This window comes from Pseudomonas sp. AN-B15 (assembly GCF_019056475.1).
Classification (GTDB): Bacteria; Pseudomonadota; Gammaproteobacteria; order Pseudomonadales; family Pseudomonadaceae; genus Aquipseudomonas; species Aquipseudomonas parakoreensis.
In genome coordinates this window covers 5,720,428-5,738,118 of the sequence record NZ_CP049737.1, presented here as the reverse complement: position 1 = coordinate 5,738,118, position 17,691 = coordinate 5,720,428, and the positions used below count along the sequence as shown (strand labels likewise).

The window sequence follows — 17,691 nt, the reverse complement described above, 5'->3', positions numbered from 1 at the left end:
CAACGATGAGGTTGAATGTTAAGACGTCTTCGCGAGCAGGCTCGCTCCCACATTTGTTTTAGGTTCACGGTGCAAGCGGTGTAGGAGCTGCGGCACGCTGCGATCTTTTGATCTTGATTTGAAGATCAAAAGATCGCAGCGTGCCGCAGCTCCTACAGTTGTTTTGGGGGTACTGAAAGATCAGCGGCGGTCGGCGACTACGCCTATCAACACCAGCACCACCAACAACACCGGCGCCAGGCTGTAGTTGTTGAACTGGCTCAGGCCCTTGACCACCCACGGTGTGGCGTAGATCAGTGCGGCGCCGCTGCCGATCACGCACAGCAGGGCCATCAATGGTACGCGCAGGGCGCCGGCGATGCTGCCCAGGCGTTGTTCGACCCAGCCTTTGAAGTCGGCGCCGAACAGCACCAGCAGGCAGCCCACCAGCGCCAGGGCGATTTCCGAGAGGTTGCTGCGGCTCCAGCGGGATACGGTGGCGAGCAGGTCGAGTATCAAATCCATGCGTTTTCCCTTGGGACTGAAGTCAGTTCAGAAATTGTTGCAGCAAGTCGTTGAGGAACAACTGTCCGCGCTCGGTGGCCGCCAGACGTGACGGTTCGACCTGCAACAGGCCACTTTGTTCTGCCGCGGCCCGGCCTTCTGCGAGGCTTTCCAGCGGCAGGCCGGTACGCTCCGGATACAGGCGCGATTCGACGCCCGAGGTCAGGCGCAAAGCGTTCATCAGAAATTCGAACGGCATCTCGTCGTTGGTCAGCGCTTTTTCGCCAGCCTGGAAGTTTTTTGCCGGATTGAGATAGTCCTTCGGCAAACGCGTCTTCCAGGTGCGCACGATGCGCCCGTCCGGATGGCTGAGCTTGCCGTGGGCGCCGGCGCCGATGCCGATGAAGTCGCCGAAACTCCAGTAATTGAGGTTATGCCGCGCCGGACGCCCGGGCTGGGCATAGGCCGAGACCTCGTACTGCGCGTAACCGTGTGCGGCCAGCAGCGCTTGCCCGGCCTCCTGAATGTCCCATAGCGTGTCGTCTTCCGGCAGCACCGGCGGCTGGTTCCAGAACACCGTGTTCGGCTCCAGTGTCAGCTGATACCAGGAGATGTGCGTCGGTTTCAGTTCGATGGCCTGGCGCAGGTCGCTCAAGGCATCGTCCAGCGACTGATCGGGCAGGCCGTGCATCAGGTCGAGGTTGAAGTTGTCGAACCCGGCCTGGCGTGCCATGCCCGCCGCGCGCACCGCTTCGTCGCCGTTGTGGATACGGCCGAGGGCCTCGAGTTTCTGCTGCTGGAAGCTCTGGATGCCGATCGACAGGCGATTGATCCCCAGCTTGCGATACGCGACAAATTTCTCTTGCTCGAAGGTGCCGGGATTGGCTTCCAGGGTGATCTCGATGTCGGGCGCAAACGGAATGCGCCGCTCGACGCCTTTGAGCAACCGTCCGAGGGCTTCGGCGCTGAACAGGCTCGGCGTGCCCCCCCCGAAGAAGATCGAACTGATTTCACGGCCATACACCGCGTGCAGGTCCTGATCGAGGTCAGCCAGCAACGCGTCGACGTATTCCTCTTCCGGCAGTACCGGGCTGGCGGTGTGCGAGTTGAAGTCGCAATACGGGCATTTGCGCACACACCACGGAATGTGGATGTACAGCGCCAGAGGCGGCAGCGTCGGCAGCGGCGCCCGAGGCGAAGAGGCGGCGCCGCCGATGATCAGCGACGACGCGGGGTGGCTGTCGGTCATTTCAAACCCAGACGCTGGCGCAGCAGATCCATTGCACGGGCGCGGTGGCTGATCTGGTTCTTGTCGGCCGGGCTCAGTTCGGCGCTGGACACGTCACGTTCCGGCACCCAGAACAGCGGGTCGTAGCCAAAACCGTGCTCGCCGCTGGCGGCGGTCAGGATGCGTCCGTGCCACAGGCCTTCGCAGAGGATCGGCAGCGGATCATCGGCATGCCGCACCAGTGCCAGCACGCAGACGAACTGCGCACCGCGCTCGGCTTGTGGCACGTCTTTAAGCGCGTCGAGCAGTTTGGCGTTGTTCGCTGCATCGCCTTTGCCATCGGCATAACGCGCCGAGTAGATGCCTGGCGCGCCGCCGAGGAAATCCACCGCCAGACCCGAGTCATCAGCCAGTGCCGGCAGCCCGGAGATGCGCGCGGCATTGCGCGCCTTGAGGATCGCGTTCTCGACGAACGACAGACCGGTTTCTTCCGGTTCGACCTTGCTCCATTCGCCGATCGAGCGCAGTTGCACCGAGTCGCCGAGCATGGCCTGGAGTTCCTTGAGTTTGCCGGCGTTATGGCTGGCCAGTACGAGTTGCGTGAGGTTCATCATTCGCCGGGAAAGAGTTCTTGGTTGAAGTTGATGGTGTTGATCTTGTCGCCGTTCTGCACCTTGATTTCAAAGGTGCGGGTTTCCTGCTGCTCCACCGGGTACTGCGCGATGTAGTAGATCGCGCCTTGTTCGGTGACCTGGCGGAAGTTCAGCGGCACGCTCTGGCTGGTCAGGTCTTTGACCGTGCCAGTGACGTTGGCGATCAGCGGTTTGCCGTCCTTGATCACCGAGACGTTGATCACGCCCTGGTTCTTGCTGCGGATCAGCTCGGCTGCCTTGGCGATGTCGGGTGTCAGGAAGGTCGAGTTGAAGGTGTTGTAGTGCACGGTAATGTCACCGAACACTTCCTTGCGTTCGCCCTTGATGGCATCGGCGGCCACCGCCGACAGACTCAGGCAGGCGGCCAATAGCACAGTAATCAAGCGACCCATGATCGTTCTCCTCGAAATATCGTGGTTCAGACCGCGATCCGATGATCTGCGAGCACCGGGCTGCTGACGCGGTAGATACCAATCTCACCTAACAGATTAGGCCATAGCTTACTGGCCCACCCGTGGCGGTGCTGTTGATCCACGGCAAGCCGATCAATGACCTTCGCATCACGTTCGCGGCAAAGTTCTTCAAAGTCTTCGAAGGTGCAGAAGTGAATGTTCGGCGTGTTGTACCAGGTATACGGCAGAAACTCAGACACCGGCATCCGGCCCTTGCTTGCCAGGTACCAGCGGCAGCGCCAGTGACCGAAGTTGGGGAAGGTGATGATGCACTGACGACCGACCCGCAGCATTTCGTCGAGGATCTTGTCCGGGTAATGCACGGCTTGCAGGGCCTGGGTCATGACGACGATGTCGAAACTGTTGCTGGCGAAGTTGCCGAGCCCTTTGTCCAGATCCTGCTCGATGACGTTGATGCCCTTGGCCACGCACTCGGCGATGTTGTCGGCGTCGTTTTCCAGGCCATAACCGGTGACGTTCTTGTTGTCGCGCAGCCAGGTCAGCAGTTCGCCATCGCCGCAGCCGAGGTCGAGCACGCGGCTGCCGGCGGGGATCCATTCCTGGATGATTTCCAGATCAGCTCTCATGGCTTGTTCACACCGTAATTCGGTTCATGTAATTGCCGAACGCCTGCAGATAGCGCGGGATCGGAATCAGGAAGGCGTCGTGGCCCTGTGGCGCATCGATTTCCAGATAGCTCACGTCTTTGCGTGCCGCCATCAGCGCGTCCACCAGTTCCCGCGAGCGGGCCGGGGAGAAGCGCCAGTCGGTGGTGAATGACATCACGCAGAACTTGGCTGTGGCGTTTTCGAAAGTTTTCGCCAGGTTATCGTCGAAGTTCGCCGCCGGATCGAAGTAGTCCAGCGCCTTGGTCATCAACAAATAGGTGTTGGCATCGAAACGCCCGGAGAATTCTTCACCCTGATAGCGCAGATAGCTTTCGACCTGGAACTCGACGCTGTGGAAGTCGTAGTTGAGTTTTTCGCTCTTCAGGCCGCGACCGAATTTTTCGCCCATCGAGTCGTCGGACAGGTAGGTGATGTGCCCGACCATGCGCGCCAGCATCAGCCCGCGCTTGGGGATCACGCCGTGTTCCTGGAACGAACCACCGTGGAATTCCGGGTCGGTGAGGATCGCCTGTCGCGCGACTTCGTTGAAGGCGATGTTCTGCGCCGACAGCTTGGGCGCCGAGGCGATGGCCAGGCAGTGGCGCACACGATCCGGGTAGGTGATGGTCCACTGCAAGGCCTGCATGCCGCCGAGGCTGCCACCGATCACGGCGGCGAACTGACGAATGCCGAGCCGGTCGGCCAGACGCGCCTGGCTGTGCACCCAGTCTTCCACGGTGAGCACCGGGAAGTCGGCGCCGAATGGCTTGCCGGTTTCCGGATTGATACTGCTCGGGCCGGTGGAGCCGTTGCAGCCGCCCAGATTGTTCAGGCTGACCACGAAAAACTTATTGGTGTCGATCGGTTTGCCCGGGCCGATGCAGCTGTCCCACCAACCGGGCTTGCGGTCGTCGACGCTGTGATAGCCGGCGGCATGATGATGCCCGGACAAGGCGTGGCAGATCAGCACGGCGTTGCTCGCCTGCGCGTTCAGCGTGCCGTAGGTTTCGTAGATCAGGTCGTAGGCGGGCAGCGAACGGCCGCAGGCCAAAGCCAGAGGTTCACTGAAGTGCGCCGTTTGCGGCGTCACCAGACCAACAGAATCGGGGGGAAAGGCAGCTGGCATCGACCCTGCTCTCGTTGAAATGAGGCGTAAGTCTAAAGACCGGGGGGGTTAGCGGCAAGCAACGATGGGGCCTGATCGTTGATTGAGCGAAGTCCTTGTGGTGAGGGGATTTATCCCCGATGGGCTGCGTAGCGACCCTGTAATCTTTGGCCGTGCCGAAGGAATGGGGTGGGCAACAACCAGTGGGCCGCTTCGCGACCCATCGGGGATAAATCCCCTCACCACAGTGGATCAGGCTGGACGCGTCAGATCAGGCAATGCCGGCAGCTTCTTCGGCGCACGGATCTTCACCCGTTTCTGCCGGTTCAGCTCGCCACTGAGCAAACTGACCTGGCTCTTGGACACCCCGAAAGCCTTGGCCAGAAAGCCCATCAGATACGCATTGGCCTTACCCTCGACCGGCGGCGCGGTGAGGCGGATCTTCAGGCGGTCACCGTGCAGCCCGGCGAAATCATCGCTGCGGGCTGCCGGTTGCAGATGACATTCGAGAATCAAATCGTCCCCGTCCCAGCGAAACCAGCTCACATCAGCAGGCGCAGGATTTCCGGCATCATCGTCATCGCCGCCAGATTGTTGATCACCAGCATGTCGATCAGCTTCAGCGCGAGGAAGGCGAAGATCGGCGACAGGTCGAGACCGCCGAGGTTCGGCAGGATACGGCGGAACGGTGCCAGCGCCGGCTCGCAGATCTGGTTGACCAGTTCAGCGCCCGGGTTGTGGCTGCCTGGGGCGACCCACGACAGGATCACGCTGATGATCAGGGCGAAGAAGAAGATCTTCAGGAACAGCGCGGTCACGCCGATGATCGACCAGATGAACAGCTGCAGCGGGTTGCCGGTGGTGCCGTAGGTCAGCAGCAGGGTCAGGGCCATCAGGGCCAGTTGCACCAGAATTGCCAGCACCAGCGATGACATATCCAGGCCGAACAGGCTCGGGATGATCCGGCGCAGTGGCTTGAGCAGCGGCTGGGTGGCCTTGACCACGAACTGGCACAGCGGGTTGTAGAAATTCGCCCGCACCAGTTGCAGGACGAAGCGCAGCAGCACAATCAGCAGGTACAGGCTGCCGAGGGTTTGCAGCACGTAAACCGCTGCGGTGTTCAATCCAATCATGTAAGGCTCCTTATTTGCCCAGTTGTTCGGCCATTTCGGCCGAGCGGTGCGCGGCGGCGCCGAGTGCTTTTTCCACCAGGGCTTCGAAGCCATCAGCCTGGAATGATTTGATTGCAGCCTCTGTGGTGCCATTTGGCGAGGTCACGCGGCGGCGCAGTTCGGCGGCGTCGACATCGCTGGATACCGCCATGTGCGCGGCGCCCAGCGCCGTTTGCAGGGTCAGTTGCTCGGCGATTTCCTTGGGCAGGCCGAGTTTGACGCCGGCGGCGGTCATCGCTTCGATCAGCAGGAAGAAGTACGCCGGGCCGGAGCCGGAGACGGCGGTCACGGCATCGAGTTGCTGCTCTTCGTCCAGCCACAGCGCGATGCCCACGGCGGACAGCAGCTCTTCAGCCTGCTGACGCTGTTCGGCAGTCACTTCGCTGGTGGCGTACAAACCGCTGACGCCCTGACGCAGCAGCGCCGGGGTGTTCGGCATGCAACGCACGATCGGCTGCTCGCCGAGCCACGCAGTCATGCTCGCGCAGGTGATGCCGGCGGCGATCGATACCACCAGTTGATGCGGTTTCAGGCTTGGACGGATGGCTTCGCACACGGCTTTCATCGCCTGTGGCTTGACCGCCAGCACGATCACATCGACACCGTCGATGGCTTGCGCGTTGTCGGCGAAGGTTTCGATGCCGTGTTCGGCGCTGACGCGTTGGCGGGTTTCTTCACCCGGATCGCTGGCGCGGATGTGGCTGGCTTGCAGACCCTTGGCGCGCAGGCCGCCGATCAGACTGGCGGCCATGTTGCCGGCACCGATAAAGGCAATACGTGTGTTGCTCATGTCAGGTCCTTTTTCAGATGGCTGTCGGTCATTGCTGACCGTAATCTCTGGCCCCAAACAGGGCGGTACCGATCCGCACCCAGGTGGCGCCTTGGGCGATGGCCGACTCGAGGTCGTGGCTCATGCCCATGGAAAGTGTGTCGAGCGGCAGATTCAGGCTGGCCTGCAAACGTTGCACGGCAGCAAAAGCGGCGTCTTGTTCGGCGCGATCTTCGGTCGGCTCGGGAATCGCCATCAGCCCGCGCAATTTCAGCCGGGGCAGGGTGCTGATGGCCTCGGCCAGCGCCGGCAGGTCGGCCGGGGTGCAGCCGGACTTGCTGGCTTCACCGCTGACGTTGACCTGAATGCAGATGTTCAGCGGCGGCAGCTCGGCCGGGCGCTGTTCGGACAGGCGTTGGGCAATTTTCAGGCGATCCACGGAGTGCACCCAGTCGAAATGCTCGGCGATAGCGCGAGTCTTGTTCGATTGAATGGGGCCGATGAAGTGCCAGATCAAGGGCAGGTCGGCCAGTTCGAGCTGTTTGCCCAAGGCTTCCTGCAGATAGTTCTCGCCAAAGTCACGCAGGCCGGCGGCGTAAGCTTCACGCAGGTCCTGCGCGAGTTTGGTTTTGCTGACCGCCAGCAACTGCACGCTGTTTTCACTGCGCCCGGCCGCTGCGGTGGCAGCCTGGATGCGCGAACTAACCAGTTGGATGTTGTCTGCTATCGTGGACATCAAGAGGCGCCGGCGGTCTGAAGGTTCGCGGCATTCTACTGGAATTGAGGGACGCTATGGATATCACTGAACTGCTGGCGTTTAGCGCCAAACAGGGCGCTTCCGACCTGCACCTGTCGGCCGGCCTGCCGCCGATGATCCGCGTTGATGGCGATGTGCGGCGGATCAATCTGCCGGCGCTAGATCACAAGCAAGTGCACGAATTGATCTACGACATCATGAACGACACCCAGCGCGTCGACTTCGAGAAACACCTGGAAACGGATTTCTCGTTCGAGGTTCCCGGCGTCGCGCGTTTTAGGGTCAATGCGTTCAACCAGAATCGTGGCGCCGGCGCGGTGTTCCGCACCATTCCGTCGAAAGTGCTGAGCATGGAAGACCTCGCCATGGGCGATGTGTTTCGCAAGATCACCGATGCGCCACGCGGGCTGGTGCTGGTGACCGGGCCGACCGGTTCCGGCAAATCCACCACGCTGGCGGCGATGATCGACTACCTCAACACCCATCGCCATCATCACATTCTCACCATCGAAGACCCCATCGAGTTCGTCCACGAATCGCGCAAATGCCTGATCAATCAGCGCGAAGTCCACCGCGATACCCGCAGCTTTGCCACGGCGTTGCGTTCGGCGCTGCGCGAAGACCCGGACGTGATTCTGGTGGGCGAGATGCGCGACCTGGAAACCATCCGCCTCGCACTGACTGCCGCCGAGACCGGGCATCTGGTGTTCGGCACGCTGCACACCACTTCAGCCGCCAAGACCATCGACCGGGTTGTCGATGTGTTCCCGGGCGACGAGAAGTCCATGGTGCGTTCGATGTTGTCCGAGTCGCTGCTGGCCGTGGTGTCGCAGACGCTGATCAAGAAGATTGGTGGCGGGCGGGTGGCGGCGCACGAAATCATGCTGGGAACGTCGGCGATCCGGAATCTGATCCGCGAGGACAAAGTGGCGCAGATGTATTCGGCGATTCAGACCGGTGGGTCGCTGGGGATGCAGACACTCGACATGTGCCTGAAGGAGCTGGTGACCAAGGGCTTGATCAGCCGCGAGCATGCGCGGGAAAAGGCGCGTACGCCGGATAATTTTTAAAGGCTGGAATGCACCTGTGGCGAGGGAGCTTGCTCCCGCTTGAGCGCGTAGCGCTCACAAGATTTTGGGGCTGCTGCGCAGCCCGGCGGGAGCAAGCTCCCTCGCCACAGTTGATCGTGTTTCAGCGCTGAACCACGCGCATCTGCTTGCCGCCCGGGTCTTTCGGCAGCACACGCTTGGCAACCACGTAATGCTGTTCCCAGTACGGCTTGTTCAGCGTATCGATGCTGACCGCTTTGCCACGGCGTGGTGCGTGGATGAAGCGGTCGTTGCCCAGGTAGATGGCAACGTGGTTGACCCGGCGGCTCTTGATGTTGAAGAAAATCAGGTCGCCCGGCTTCAGATCCTTGCGTTCGACTTTCTCGCCATGCCCGCTGGCCATCGCGTTGGAGGTGCGTGGCAGGTCGAACGTGGCGTCGTTGAACGCATATTTCACCAGACCGCTGCAGTCGAAGCCTTTACTTGGGCTGCTGCCGCCCCAACGGTAGGGAGTACCGAGGACGTTCACCGCACGGCTCAGGACGTTGCTGCTTTCCTTGTTGGCCATCGGTGGCACCAGCTTGCCGTGACTCTTGCTGGCAAGTGTGGTGTGTTTCGTTTGTTTGCTGCTCTTGCTCGAAGGAGCCGAAGCATGGGATTTAGGGGTGAAACCGTTAACGTTGGGAAGACGTTGCTCACGATTGGTGGCGTGGGCGGCCAGTGGCATTAATAGGCAAATAGTTAGCCATGTCTTGAAAAATGGTCGCATTAGGCGTGGCTCTTAGGTGGTAGCGCGCAACTTTATAACAGCTTTTTTGTCCCTTCCGAGGCCGTTGGTCGATTCAATCGGGAGGCAACGGAACCAAACAAGCGGCAAATGGACGCGATTGTCCGACAGAAGTCCGGTGGTATAAGGCTTTGACGGACGACACAGTAACATTTGCCGTACGTCGGCTCCCTGTAAAAAAGTCACAAAGAATTAAAGAAAATTTATCTATCGAGTGAATCGAGGTCTTCATGAACCGCTATCAGCAGGTCGCTGCACCGCAGGATACGCACAGCAAAATCATCGGTTATCTGCTGTGGATTTTTGGTTTCACCGGCGCTCACCGCTTCTATTACGGCAAGCCGGTGACCGGGACGATCTGGTTCTTCACCTTCGGTCTGCTGGGCATTGGCTGGCTGATCGACGTGTTCCTGATCCCGGCGATGGATCGCGAGGCGGATCTGCGTTTCACCGCAGGGCCGATCGAATACAACGTGGCGTGGATTCTGCTGACGTTCCTGGGCGTGTTCGGCGTGCACCGGATGTACCAGGGCAAGTGGATCAGCGGGTTGCTGTATCTGCTGACCGGCGGGTTGTTCTTTATTGGTGTGCTGTATGACTTCTGGACCCTGAATGATCAGGTGTCGGTGCGCAACGCGCAGAATCGCGGCGCCTTTCAGTAACCTGTGGCGAGGGGATTTATCCCCGATGGGGCGCGTAGCGGCCCTAAAACATTCAACCGCGGAGGAACTGAAATCACCGCGGTTGTAGATCGAGGGCTGCTGCGCAGCCCATCGGGGATAAATCCCCTCGCCACAATGTCCCTCAGCAGCCGGTTACGCCTGGTGGCTGATCCGCCCATCGACCAAGGTGTAACGCACCACACCCGGCAGGCTGTGCCCGAGGAACGGGCAGTTCTCGCCCTTCGACAGCCAGCCTTCGCCGGCCACGGTGGAGGCTTTCGGGTCGAACAGCACGATATCCGCCGCACCACCGACTTCCAGTTTGCCCGCCGGCAAACGCAGCGCGTCCGCAGGCCCAGTGCTCAGGCGCGCCAGCAGGGTCGGCAGGTCCAGCAGACCATCCTCAACCAGCGTCATCGCCAGCGGCAGCAGCAATTCAACGCTGCTGATGCCCGGCTCGGTGGCGCCGAACGGCGCCAGTTTGGCGTCGCGTTCGTGCGGCTGGTGATGGCTGGAGATCGCCGACACCACGCCGGATTTCACTGCCTCGCGCAGGCCGTCGCGGTCGGCACGGGTGCGCAGCGGCGGTTGCACGTGATACAGGCTGCTGAAGTCGATCAGCGCTTCATCGGTAAGGATCAGCTGATACAGGGCGACATCCGCCGTAACCTTCAAACCACGGGCCTGCGCCTGAGCGATCAGGGCCACGCCGCGCGCGCTGGTCAGTTGGCTGAAGTGCGCGCGCACGCCGGTCTGCTCGACCAGCAGCAGATCGCGAGCGAGGGCCACGGTTTCCGCGGTTTCCGGAATGCCCGGCAAGCCAAGGAAACTGGCGACCGCGCCTTCATGGGCCAGACCGCCATCGGCCAGATCGTGATCCTGCGAATTGAAGATCACCGTCAGGTCGAAAGTGGCCGCGTAGTCCAGCGCCCGGCACAGGGTGCGGGTGTTGCGGAAACTCTCCAGACCGTTGCCGAACGCCACACACCCGGCGTCGCGTAGCGCCACCAGCTCTGCCAGCTGTTCGCCGTCCAGGCCTTTGCTCAGCGCGCCAATCGGAAACACCTTGGTGTTGCCGGCTTCGCGGGCGCGGTCGAGGATCAGTTCGGCCACCGCCGAAGTGTCGAGCACCGGTTTGGTCTTCGGCGGGCAGCACAGGCTGGTCACGCCGCCAGCCGCCGCGGCGCGGGTTTCGCTGGCGATGCTGCCTTTGCGGCTGTAGCCCGGTTCGCGCAGGGCGACGTTCAGATCGACCAGCCCGGGCGCGGCAACGAGGCCTTGAGCGTCGATGGTTTCAACGGCAGTGAAACCGGCGGGTGCGGCGCCGAAGGCGACGATCTTGCAGGCTTCAACGTGGATATCGGTGATTTGATCCAGGCCGCTGCTTGGATCGATGACGCGGGCGCCGAGAATGCTGAGCTTCACTGGGCGTTCTCCTGCTCGAATTGACGTTGCGCTGTTTGCCCGCTCATGGCCATGGACAGCACGGCCATGCGGATGGCGATGCCGTAGGTGACTTGATTGAGGATCACCGAGTGCGGGCCGTCGGCCACCGCGGACTCGATTTCCACGCCACGGTTGATCGGCCCCGGGTGCATGACGATGCAATCGGGTTTGGCCCCGGCCAGACGCGCGGTGGTCAGGCCGAACAGGCGGTAGAACTCGCCTTCACTCGGCAGCAGGCCGCCGCTCATGCGCTCGCGCTGCAGGCGCAGCATGATCACCACGTCGACGTCCTTCAGGCCTTCGTTCATGTCGGTGTAGACCTTGACGCCGTACTGCTCGATGCCGATCGGCAGCAGGGTCTTCGGCGCGATCACGCGGATGTCAGGGCAGCCCAGGGTCTTCAGGGCCAGCATGTTCGAGCGCGCGACCCGCGAGTGCAGGATGTCGCCGACAATCGCCACCGAGAGGTTTTCGAAACCGCCCTTGTGCCGACGGATGGTGAGCATGTCGAGCATGCCCTGGGTCGGGTGCGCATGACGGCCGTCGCCGCCGTTGATGATCGCCACCTGCGGGCAGACATGCTCGGCGATGAAATGCGCGGCGCCGGAATCACCGTGGCGCACGACGAACATGTCGGCGGCCATCGCTTCGAGGTTGCGCAGGGTGTCGAGCAGGGTTTCACCTTTGCTGGCCGACGAAGTCGACACGTTCAGGGTGATCACGTCCGCCGACAGCCGCTGGGCCGCCAGTTCGAAGGTGGTGCGGGTGCGGGTGGAGTTTTCGAAGAACACGTTGCACACGGTCTTGCCGCGCAGCAACGGGACCTTCTTCACCGCCCGGGCACCGACTTCGAGAAACGAGTCGGCAGTGTCGAGGATTTCCGTCAGCAACTCGCGGCGCAGGCCGTCGAGCGAGAGGAAGTGGCGCAGCTGGCCCTGATCATTGAGCTGCAGCGGGCGCTTGGTATCTAGAGGCGTCATCGCGAGGGGGACTCTCAATAAGGGCGGGTTAGGAATTCAGGTCTTGCAGTTCGAGCGTCAGCGGTTCCGGGCCGGACAGCTTCACGCGCTCGTTGGCGGACAGCGACAGCGTCGCGCCGACCACGTTCGGGCGGATCGGCAGCTCGCCGGCGTCCAGGTCGAGCAGGCAGACCAGGGTCACGCTGGCCGGGCGGCCGTAGTCGAACAGTTCGTTCATGGCGGCGCGGATGGTCCGGCCACTCATCAATACGTCGTCGATCAGCACCAGATGCTGGCCTTCGATCTCGAAGGGCAGGGCCGACGGACGCACTTGCGGGTGCAGGCCGTTCTGGCTGAAGTCGTCGCGGTAGAAGGAAACATCCAGCGTGCCCAGCGGCGCGTCACTGCCCAGTTCCTTGAGCAGGGCCTGCGCGACCCAGATACCACCGGTGCGGATGCCGATGTAACGCGGCTCGCGGATATCACGCTGGGCCAGGTGCGCCTTGAGGCGGGTCGCCATCTGGCTGATCAGATCGGCGGGATTGGGCAGGCTCATGGTTGCTCCTTCTTGGGGCCGAGCCGGGTCCTTGGACGCGGCTCGGGTCGTAGCTCAAAAGAAAAGCGCCGAAGCGCTTGTCAGGATTCAAACAATGCAGTGTTTTCATCGAGCCAGCCCTGCAGCAGCAGAGCGGCGGCGATGGCGTCCACCGGGTTGTCGCGGTAACTGCCTTTCTGCCCGCCACGCACCAGTCGCTCACCCTTGGCTTCAAAGGTGGTCAGGCGTTCGTCATGGGTATAGAAGGGCACATTGAAGCGGCCATTGAGGCGGCGGGCGAATTTCTCCGCGCGCAGGCACATCTCGCTGGGCGTGCCGTCCATGTTCAGCGGCAGGCCGACCACCACGGCGTCGGGTTTCCATTCCTTGAACAGCGCTTCAACCTGATTCCAGTCGGGCACGCCGTTCTGCGCTTTCAGGGTGCACAGTTCGCGGGCCTGGCCGGTAATCACCTGGCCGACCGCAACGCCGATCTGTTTGGTGCCGTAGTCGAAGCCGAGAATCAGGCGCAGGGCCATCAGGCGTGCCCCGCCTGGCTGGTCAGCAGGCTGAGGTTGATCCCCAGGTGCCGTGCCGCCGCTTCCAGACGCAGCTCGCTGCTGGTGTTGAACAGGATGTCGGCGTCGTACGGGCAGGTCAGCCAGGCGTTGTCGGCCAGTTCAGCCTCCAGTTGCCCGGCTTCCCAACCGGCGTAGCCGAGGGTGATCACGCTTTTCGCCGGGCCCACGCCGTCGGCGATGGCGAACAGCACGTCCTGCGAAGTGGACAGCGCCAGATCACCTTCGAGCTCAACGGTGGCCTGAAAGGTCTTGCCGGCCGGGTGCAGGACGAAACCGCGATCAGTCTGCACCGGGCCGCCGATGAAAATCGGCACGTGCTGGCACAGCGCTGGCGGATCGATGTCCGGGCGCAATTGCTCGAGGATGTCAGCCAGATTCAGCTCTTGCGGTCGATTGACCACCAGCCCCATGGCGCCATTGGCCGTGTGCTCGACGATGTAGGTCAAGGTGTGGGCAAAGTTCGGGTCGGCCATGTGCGGCATGGCGATCAGGAAGTGATGCTTGAGGTAGCTGGGGCTGACGTTTTTCATGAGCGATAGTGTGGCGTTCAAGGGGCGAACTGACAAGCTGAGGATCAGAGAACAACGCAGATCCATTGTTGAAGTTGAACCTTTGTGGTGAGGGGATTTATCCCCGATGGGGTGCGAAGCGGCCCTCAATCCATTGACGTGATATGCCTGACATACCGAGTGTGCTGGTTTTGCGACTGCTTCGCAGCCGATCGGGGATAAATCCCCTCACCACAAAAAAACTGTATGCCGGCGGTCAGTTACTGGAAAGCTTGTCGCCCCGGGCGAATTTCCAGGTGCGGATGATTTCCAGTCGGTCGATATCCGACAGATCGCCGGTAAACGGCGCGAACGGTGCCGCCAGCCGGACGATGCGCTGCGCCGCCTGATCCAGCAGCGGCTGGCCGGAGGACTCCAGCACCAGCACTTCATACAGCGAGCCGTCGCGGTTGATCGAAACCATCAGGCGCAGGTTGCCGTAAATCTGCTTGCGCCGGGCTTCTTCCGGGTAATTGAGGTTGCCGATGCGCTCGACCTTCTTGCGCCAGTCGTCCTTGTACCAGGCGCCCTTGTCGCGCATGGTCGAGGCCGCGCTCAAACGGTGAATGCGCGGGCGCTTGGCGTATAGCTGTTGTTCGTTGGCCAGTTCGGCTTCGAGGCTGGCGATGTCGCTGGACAGCTGCGAGCTGTCGAACGTCGGCGCGTTGACCGCAGGCTTGGTTTCGGTTTTGGTTTCTTCTTTCTTGGTCGGCGCCTTTTGCTGTTTCGGCGCCACGGTGGTCACCGCAGCCTTGGGCGCTGCTTCGCGCACTTCCGGCTTGGCGGCCGGTGGCGGGGTGACCTTCTTGACCTGGTTATCCTGGAACGGCGCGACCTCGGTGGTCTTGGGAATCGCCTTCTTGTCGAGGGTGCCGCTGCCTTCCTGGTTTTCCTGAGCGAGAAAATCCGCCTTTTTCGGCTTGGTTTCGCTCTTGAAGGTAGCGAGGGTGATTTCCAGGGTTTTACTGATCTGCTTGGGCTCGACCATGGTGAAGCCCACGCCGAGCAGCAGCGCCAAATGAATCAGCGCCGCCAGAAACAGGGTAAAGCCGAGGCGATCGGCCGGGCGCACGCCACGATGGGCGAGTTCTGCGGGCAGATCGGACGGGAGGGTCATGACAAGAAAACCAACATCGCGTTTTTCAGAGGCTGCGCATGATAACGCAATGTTGGTTTCACGCCTTGGGCTTCACGCTTCAAGCGACAGACTGCATGTGACGTGCATCAAGCTTGTGGCTTTTTGCCGGCGGCTTGCAGTTTCTTGTCGATCGCGTCCATCAGCATGCCGCCGATGTCGGTGCCGAACGCGTTGTCGATTTCGCGGATGCAGGTCGGGCTGGTGACGTTGATTTCCGTCAGGTGTTCACCGATCACATCCAGACCGACGAACAGCAGGCCTTTCTCACGCAGGGTCGGGCCGACTTGCGCGGCGATCCAGCGATCCTTGTCGGTCAGCGGCCGCGCTTCGCCACGACCACCGGCCGCGAGGTTGCCACGGGTTTCGCCTTGAGCCGGAATTCGCGCCAGGCAGTAATCCACCGGCTCGCCGTCGATCATCAGGATGCGTTTGTCGCCGTCGACGATGGCCGGCAGGTAGCCCTGAATCATGATCTGCTGCTTGCCGTGCAGCGTCAGGGTTTCAAGGATCACCGACAGGTTCGGGTGACCGGCGGTATGACGGAAGATCGACGAACCGCCCATGCCGTCCAGCGGCTTGAGGATGACGTCGCCATGGTGGTCGGCGAACTCACGCAGCACGTCCGGACGACGGCTGACGATGGTCGGCGGCGTGCACTGCGGGAACAGCGTGGCGAACAGCTTTTCGTTGCAGTCGCGCAGGCTCTGCGGTTTGTTGACCACCAGCACGCCGGCGGTTTCGGCCTGTTCCAGCAGGTAGGTGGAGTAGACGAACTCCATGTCGAACGGCGGATCCTTGCGCATCAGGATCACGTCCAGGTCGCTCAGCAGGTTGTCCTGCTCGGCGTCCAGTTCGAACCATTTTTCCGGGTTGGCGAAGACTTTCAGCGGCTTCATGCGCGCCCGGGCCTGACCTTCGGCCTGATACAGGTCGCGCTGCTCCATGTAGAACAGTTCCCAGCCACGTTTCTGCGCGGCCAGCAGCATGGCCAGCGAGCTATCCTTTTTATAGGAAATGCTGGCGATAGGGTCCATGACAATCCCGACGCGAACGCTCATTGGGTTTTCCTCGAAAATTGGCTACCGGATCGGTATTGAAAAAGTGCCGCCAGAGTGGCGCTGGCAGGGTTTTCGGTCAAGGAAAAACCCGTCGATAGATTGCATCTGGAGACTGTGCTAAAAAGGCTGGCATAGCGTGCTGGCCCTTGAACATCAAGGGTTTCCAGCCATTACTCATCGCAAAACGGACAATTTGATTCGCAAAGGCGACGGTAGAGCCCCCTTATGGAACAGCAGTCCAGCGCCTTGAAGGTCATGGTGATCGACGACTCGAAAACGATTCGTCGCACCGCCGAAACGCTGTTGAAGAATGTGGGCTGCGAGGTCATCACGGCCATCGACGGCTTCGACGCGTTGGCCAAGATCGCCGACAATCACCCCGGGATCATTTTTGTCGACATCATGATGCCGCGTCTGGATGGTTATCAGACCTGCGCTTTAATCAAGAACAACAGTGCGTTCAAGGCCACGCCAGTGATCATGCTGTCGTCGCGTGACGGACTGTTCGACAAGGCCAAGGGGCGCATTGTCGGTTCTGATCAATTTTTGACCAAGCCTTTCAGCAAGGAAGAACTGCTCGACGCGATTCAGGCCCACGTTCCGGGCTTTGCCGCCGTTTTGCCGCAGTAAGACACGTACAGTGACGCTCGGCCAGCGGGCCGGGAGTCGACAAGAAAAATGGGGAAGACCATGGCACGTATCCTGATCGTCGATGATTCGCCGACTGAAATGTACAAACTCACCGGCATGCTGGAAAAGCACGGCCATGAAGTGCTCAAGGCCGAAAACGGCGCCGACGGCGTGGCCCTGGCCCGTCAGGAAAAACCCGACGCGGTGTTGATGGACATCGTCATGCCCGGCCTCAACGGTTTTCAGGCCACCCGCCAGTTGACCAAGGATGCCGAGACCAGCCATATCCCGGTGATCATCATCACCACCAAGGATCAGGAAACCGATAAGGTCTGGGGCACCCGCCAGGGCGCCAGGGATTACCTGACCAAACCGGTCGAAGAAGACATGCTGATCAAGACTCTGAACAACGTGCTGGCCGGTTGATCGCGCGACCATGAGCGAATCGCTGACCGCGTTCGAACTGCTGTGGCAGATCGACCAGCGCTGCCGCCTGCTGGCGGCGGACCTGCCGTCGCAACCCGGCCGCCAGGACCGCTGGAGCGGCATCGGTTTTCGCCTCGGCGAGCACTGGTACGTCACGCCGATGGGTGAAGTCAGCGAAGTGCTGCACGAACCGCGCTGCACTCAATTGCCCGGGGTCAAGCCATGGGTCAAAGGGGTGGCTAACCTGCGTGGGCGCTTGCTGCCGATCATGGACCTGTGCGGCTTCTTCGGCCACGAGCTGTCACCGCTGCGCAAACAGCGGCGGGTGTTGGTGGTGGAGCACAACGACGTGTTCGCCGGGCTGCTGGTGGATGAGGTGTTCGGTTTGCAGCACTTCGAGCAGGACAGCTTCGAACCGATCTCGATCAGCAAGCGCCAGGGTTCCAAGGCCGAGTTCGTCAAAGGCTATTTCCGGCGCGAGCAGAACTGGCGGGTGTTCAGCCTGTTTGCGCTGGCCAGGTCGCCGGTGTTCATGAGCGTCGCGATTTAGTCGAAACACCACCCAAACCTGTGGGAGCGGGCTTGCCCGCGATGGCGTCAGATCAGTCGCCATAGATGTCGGATGTGCCGGCCTCATCGCGGGCA

23 protein-coding genes are annotated in these 17,691 nt (G+C 61.4%); 5 read left to right on the top strand and 18 right to left on the bottom strand.

Going from position 1 to position 17,691, the window contains the following annotated elements:
• Positions 1-180: 180 nt before the first annotated feature.
• The 10 genes from GTQ41_RS26015 to GTQ41_RS25970 all read right to left on the bottom strand — a co-directional run bounded on the left by GTQ41_RS26015 (position 181) and on the right by GTQ41_RS25970 (position 7,206).
• Entirely contained in the window at positions 181-504 is a 324-nt protein-coding gene (locus GTQ41_RS26015) for a DUF3392 domain-containing protein (protein WP_003229134.1), read from the bottom strand.
• Positions 505-526: 22 nt separating this feature from the next.
• Complete coding sequence (gene hemW, locus GTQ41_RS26010) at positions 527-1,732, bottom strand: radical SAM family heme chaperone HemW (RefSeq protein ID WP_047297142.1); 1,206 nt, start codon at positions 1,730-1,732, stop codon at positions 527-529.
• Positions 1,729-2,325, bottom strand: a complete 597-nt coding sequence (gene rdgB, locus GTQ41_RS26005) for an RdgB/HAM1 family non-canonical purine NTP pyrophosphatase (RefSeq protein WP_041063545.1) — start codon at positions 2,323-2,325, stop codon at positions 1,729-1,731. The genes hemW and rdgB overlap by 4 nt, the downstream gene beginning before the upstream one ends.
• On the bottom strand, positions 2,322-2,756 hold the full coding sequence (locus tag GTQ41_RS26000; RefSeq protein ID WP_047297141.1) for a DUF4426 domain-containing protein: 435 nt from the start codon (positions 2,754-2,756) through the stop codon (positions 2,322-2,324). The genes rdgB and GTQ41_RS26000 overlap by 4 nt, the downstream gene beginning before the upstream one ends.
• Before the next feature lie 26 nt (positions 2,757-2,782).
• Positions 2,783-3,403 carry a methionine biosynthesis protein MetW gene (gene metW / locus GTQ41_RS25995; RefSeq protein WP_047297140.1) on the bottom strand — a complete coding sequence of 207 codons (621 nt, stop codon included), beginning with the start codon at positions 3,401-3,403 and terminating at the stop codon, positions 2,783-2,785.
• 7 nt (positions 3,404-3,410) lie between these two features.
• Positions 3,411-4,550: a homoserine O-acetyltransferase gene (locus tag GTQ41_RS25990; protein WP_047297139.1), complete on the bottom strand. Its 1,140-nt coding sequence runs from the start codon at positions 4,548-4,550 to the stop codon at positions 3,411-3,413.
• A 231-nt stretch (positions 4,551-4,781) separates the two neighbouring features.
• Positions 4,782-5,075: a DUF167 domain-containing protein gene (locus GTQ41_RS25985; RefSeq protein ID WP_047297138.1), complete on the bottom strand. Its 294-nt coding sequence runs from the start codon at positions 5,073-5,075 to the stop codon at positions 4,782-4,784.
• Positions 5,072-5,662, bottom strand: coding sequence for a YggT family protein (locus tag GTQ41_RS25980; protein WP_047297137.1), 591 nt, complete (start codon positions 5,660-5,662; stop codon positions 5,072-5,074). The genes GTQ41_RS25985 and GTQ41_RS25980 overlap by 4 nt, the downstream gene beginning before the upstream one ends.
• Before the next feature lie 10 nt (positions 5,663-5,672).
• The gene (gene proC / locus GTQ41_RS25975) at positions 5,673-6,491 is read right to left on the bottom strand and encodes a pyrroline-5-carboxylate reductase (protein ID WP_047297136.1); all 819 of its coding nucleotides are present in this window, start codon (positions 6,489-6,491) and stop codon (positions 5,673-5,675) included.
• A 28-nt stretch (positions 6,492-6,519) separates the two neighbouring features.
• Complete coding sequence (locus GTQ41_RS25970; protein ID WP_047297135.1) at positions 6,520-7,206, bottom strand: YggS family pyridoxal phosphate-dependent enzyme; 687 nt, start codon at positions 7,204-7,206, stop codon at positions 6,520-6,522.
• A gap of 56 nt (positions 7,207-7,262) precedes the next feature.
• Between GTQ41_RS25970 and GTQ41_RS25965 the strand changes: the two genes are divergently transcribed.
• Positions 7,263-8,297, top strand: coding sequence for a type IV pilus twitching motility protein PilT (locus GTQ41_RS25965; protein ID WP_041063525.1), 1,035 nt, complete (start codon positions 7,263-7,265; stop codon positions 8,295-8,297).
• A 121-nt stretch (positions 8,298-8,418) separates the two neighbouring features.
• Here the strand turns inward: GTQ41_RS25965 and GTQ41_RS25960 are convergent, their stop codons facing one another.
• Positions 8,419-9,045: a C40 family peptidase gene (locus GTQ41_RS25960; RefSeq protein WP_047297134.1), complete on the bottom strand. Its 627-nt coding sequence runs from the start codon at positions 9,043-9,045 to the stop codon at positions 8,419-8,421.
• A 248-nt stretch (positions 9,046-9,293) separates the two neighbouring features.
• On the opposite strand from GTQ41_RS25960, the gene GTQ41_RS25955 reads away from it, so the two are divergent.
• The gene (locus tag GTQ41_RS25955) at positions 9,294-9,725 is read left to right on the top strand and encodes a TM2 domain-containing protein (RefSeq protein WP_007964113.1); all 432 of its coding nucleotides are present in this window, start codon (positions 9,294-9,296) and stop codon (positions 9,723-9,725) included.
• A gap of 153 nt (positions 9,726-9,878) precedes the next feature.
• On the opposite strand, the gene GTQ41_RS25950 is transcribed toward GTQ41_RS25955, so the two are convergent.
• The 7 genes from GTQ41_RS25950 to gshB all read right to left on the bottom strand — a co-directional run bounded on the left by GTQ41_RS25950 (position 9,879) and on the right by gshB (position 15,990).
• The gene (locus tag GTQ41_RS25950) at positions 9,879-11,150 is read right to left on the bottom strand and encodes a dihydroorotase (protein ID WP_047297133.1); all 1,272 of its coding nucleotides are present in this window, start codon (positions 11,148-11,150) and stop codon (positions 9,879-9,881) included.
• Positions 11,147-12,151 (bottom strand): aspartate carbamoyltransferase catalytic subunit, encoded by a 1,005-nt coding sequence (locus GTQ41_RS25945; protein ID WP_041063517.1) that lies wholly within the window; start codon positions 12,149-12,151, stop codon positions 11,147-11,149. Before GTQ41_RS25945 ends, GTQ41_RS25950 begins: the two co-directional genes overlap by 4 nt.
• A 28-nt stretch (positions 12,152-12,179) precedes the next feature.
• Complete coding sequence (gene pyrR / locus GTQ41_RS25940; RefSeq protein WP_047297132.1) at positions 12,180-12,686, bottom strand: bifunctional pyr operon transcriptional regulator/uracil phosphoribosyltransferase PyrR; 507 nt, start codon at positions 12,684-12,686, stop codon at positions 12,180-12,182.
• Positions 12,687-12,766: 80 nt separating this feature from the next.
• Positions 12,767-13,204 carry a Holliday junction resolvase RuvX gene (ruvX, locus tag GTQ41_RS25935; RefSeq protein WP_003229101.1) on the bottom strand — a complete coding sequence of 146 codons (438 nt, stop codon included), beginning with the start codon at positions 13,202-13,204 and terminating at the stop codon, positions 12,767-12,769.
• Positions 13,204-13,776, bottom strand: a complete 573-nt coding sequence (locus GTQ41_RS25930) for a YqgE/AlgH family protein (protein WP_011336368.1) — start codon at positions 13,774-13,776, stop codon at positions 13,204-13,206. The genes ruvX and GTQ41_RS25930 overlap by 1 nt, the downstream gene beginning before the upstream one ends.
• A gap of 235 nt (positions 13,777-14,011) precedes the next feature.
• On the bottom strand, positions 14,012-14,911 hold the full coding sequence (locus tag GTQ41_RS25925) for an energy transducer TonB (protein WP_007964106.1): 900 nt from the start codon (positions 14,909-14,911) through the stop codon (positions 14,012-14,014).
• Between the two features lie 107 nt (positions 14,912-15,018).
• Positions 15,019-15,990 carry a glutathione synthase gene (gshB, locus tag GTQ41_RS25920; protein WP_041063511.1) on the bottom strand — a complete coding sequence of 324 codons (972 nt, stop codon included), beginning with the start codon at positions 15,988-15,990 and terminating at the stop codon, positions 15,019-15,021.
• Positions 15,991-16,215: 225 nt separating this feature from the next.
• Here gshB and pilG point away from each other — a divergent pair, with 225 nt between their 5' ends.
• From pilG to GTQ41_RS25905, 3 genes are read left to right on the top strand one after another with little or no spacing between them, the layout of a single operon-like run.
• Entirely contained in the window at positions 16,216-16,620 is a 405-nt protein-coding gene (gene pilG / locus GTQ41_RS25915; RefSeq protein ID WP_041063509.1) for a twitching motility response regulator PilG, read from the top strand.
• 60 nt (positions 16,621-16,680) lie between these two features.
• Complete coding sequence (pilH, locus tag GTQ41_RS25910) at positions 16,681-17,046, top strand: twitching motility response regulator PilH (protein ID WP_047297146.1); 366 nt, start codon at positions 16,681-16,683, stop codon at positions 17,044-17,046.
• A 10-nt stretch (positions 17,047-17,056) separates the two neighbouring features.
• On the top strand, positions 17,057-17,596 hold the full coding sequence (locus tag GTQ41_RS25905) for a chemotaxis protein CheW (protein ID WP_047297131.1): 540 nt from the start codon (positions 17,057-17,059) through the stop codon (positions 17,594-17,596).
• Positions 17,597-17,691 lie beyond the last annotated feature (95 nt).

Excerpts from the sequence above, each read along its gene's own strand:
- GTQ41_RS26015 (WP_003229134.1), bottom strand. The coding sequence starts at position 504 with ATGGATTTGATACTCGACCTGCTCGCCACCGTATCCCGCTGGAGCCGC.
- hemW (WP_047297142.1), bottom strand. The coding sequence starts at position 1,732 with ATGACCGACAGCCACCCCGCGTCGTCGCTGATCATCGGCGGCGCCGCC.
- rdgB (WP_041063545.1), bottom strand. The coding sequence starts at position 2,325 with ATGATGAACCTCACGCAACTCGTACTGGCCAGCCATAACGCCGGCAAA.
- GTQ41_RS26000 (WP_047297141.1), bottom strand. The coding sequence starts at position 2,756 with ATGGGTCGCTTGATTACTGTGCTATTGGCCGCCTGCCTGAGTCTGTCG.
- metW (WP_047297140.1), bottom strand. The coding sequence starts at position 3,403 with ATGAGAGCTGATCTGGAAATCATCCAGGAATGGATCCCCGCCGGCAGC.
- GTQ41_RS25990 (WP_047297139.1), bottom strand. The coding sequence starts at position 4,550 with ATGCCAGCTGCCTTTCCCCCCGATTCTGTTGGTCTGGTGACGCCGCAA.
- GTQ41_RS25980 (WP_047297137.1), bottom strand. The coding sequence starts at position 5,662 with ATGATTGGATTGAACACCGCAGCGGTTTACGTGCTGCAAACCCTCGGC.
- proC (WP_047297136.1), bottom strand. The coding sequence starts at position 6,491 with ATGAGCAACACACGTATTGCCTTTATCGGTGCCGGCAACATGGCCGCC.
- GTQ41_RS25970 (WP_047297135.1), bottom strand. The coding sequence starts at position 7,206 with ATGTCCACGATAGCAGACAACATCCAACTGGTTAGTTCGCGCATCCAG.
- GTQ41_RS25965 (WP_041063525.1), top strand. The coding sequence starts at position 7,263 with ATGGATATCACTGAACTGCTGGCGTTTAGCGCCAAACAGGGCGCTTCC.
- GTQ41_RS25960 (WP_047297134.1), bottom strand. The coding sequence starts at position 9,045 with ATGCGACCATTTTTCAAGACATGGCTAACTATTTGCCTATTAATGCCA.
- GTQ41_RS25955 (WP_007964113.1), top strand. The coding sequence starts at position 9,294 with ATGAACCGCTATCAGCAGGTCGCTGCACCGCAGGATACGCACAGCAAA.
- GTQ41_RS25945 (WP_041063517.1), bottom strand. The coding sequence starts at position 12,151 with ATGACGCCTCTAGATACCAAGCGCCCGCTGCAGCTCAATGATCAGGGC.
- pyrR (WP_047297132.1), bottom strand. The coding sequence starts at position 12,686 with ATGAGCCTGCCCAATCCCGCCGATCTGATCAGCCAGATGGCGACCCGC.
- ruvX (WP_003229101.1), bottom strand. The coding sequence starts at position 13,204 with ATGGCCCTGCGCCTGATTCTCGGCTTCGACTACGGCACCAAACAGATC.
- GTQ41_RS25930 (WP_011336368.1), bottom strand. The coding sequence starts at position 13,776 with ATGAAAAACGTCAGCCCCAGCTACCTCAAGCATCACTTCCTGATCGCC.
- GTQ41_RS25925 (WP_007964106.1), bottom strand. The coding sequence starts at position 14,911 with ATGACCCTCCCGTCCGATCTGCCCGCAGAACTCGCCCATCGTGGCGTG.
- gshB (WP_041063511.1), bottom strand. The coding sequence starts at position 15,990 with ATGAGCGTTCGCGTCGGGATTGTCATGGACCCTATCGCCAGCATTTCC.
- pilG (WP_041063509.1), top strand. The coding sequence starts at position 16,216 with ATGGAACAGCAGTCCAGCGCCTTGAAGGTCATGGTGATCGACGACTCG.
- pilH (WP_047297146.1), top strand. The coding sequence starts at position 16,681 with ATGGCACGTATCCTGATCGTCGATGATTCGCCGACTGAAATGTACAAA.
- GTQ41_RS25905 (WP_047297131.1), top strand. The coding sequence starts at position 17,057 with ATGAGCGAATCGCTGACCGCGTTCGAACTGCTGTGGCAGATCGACCAG.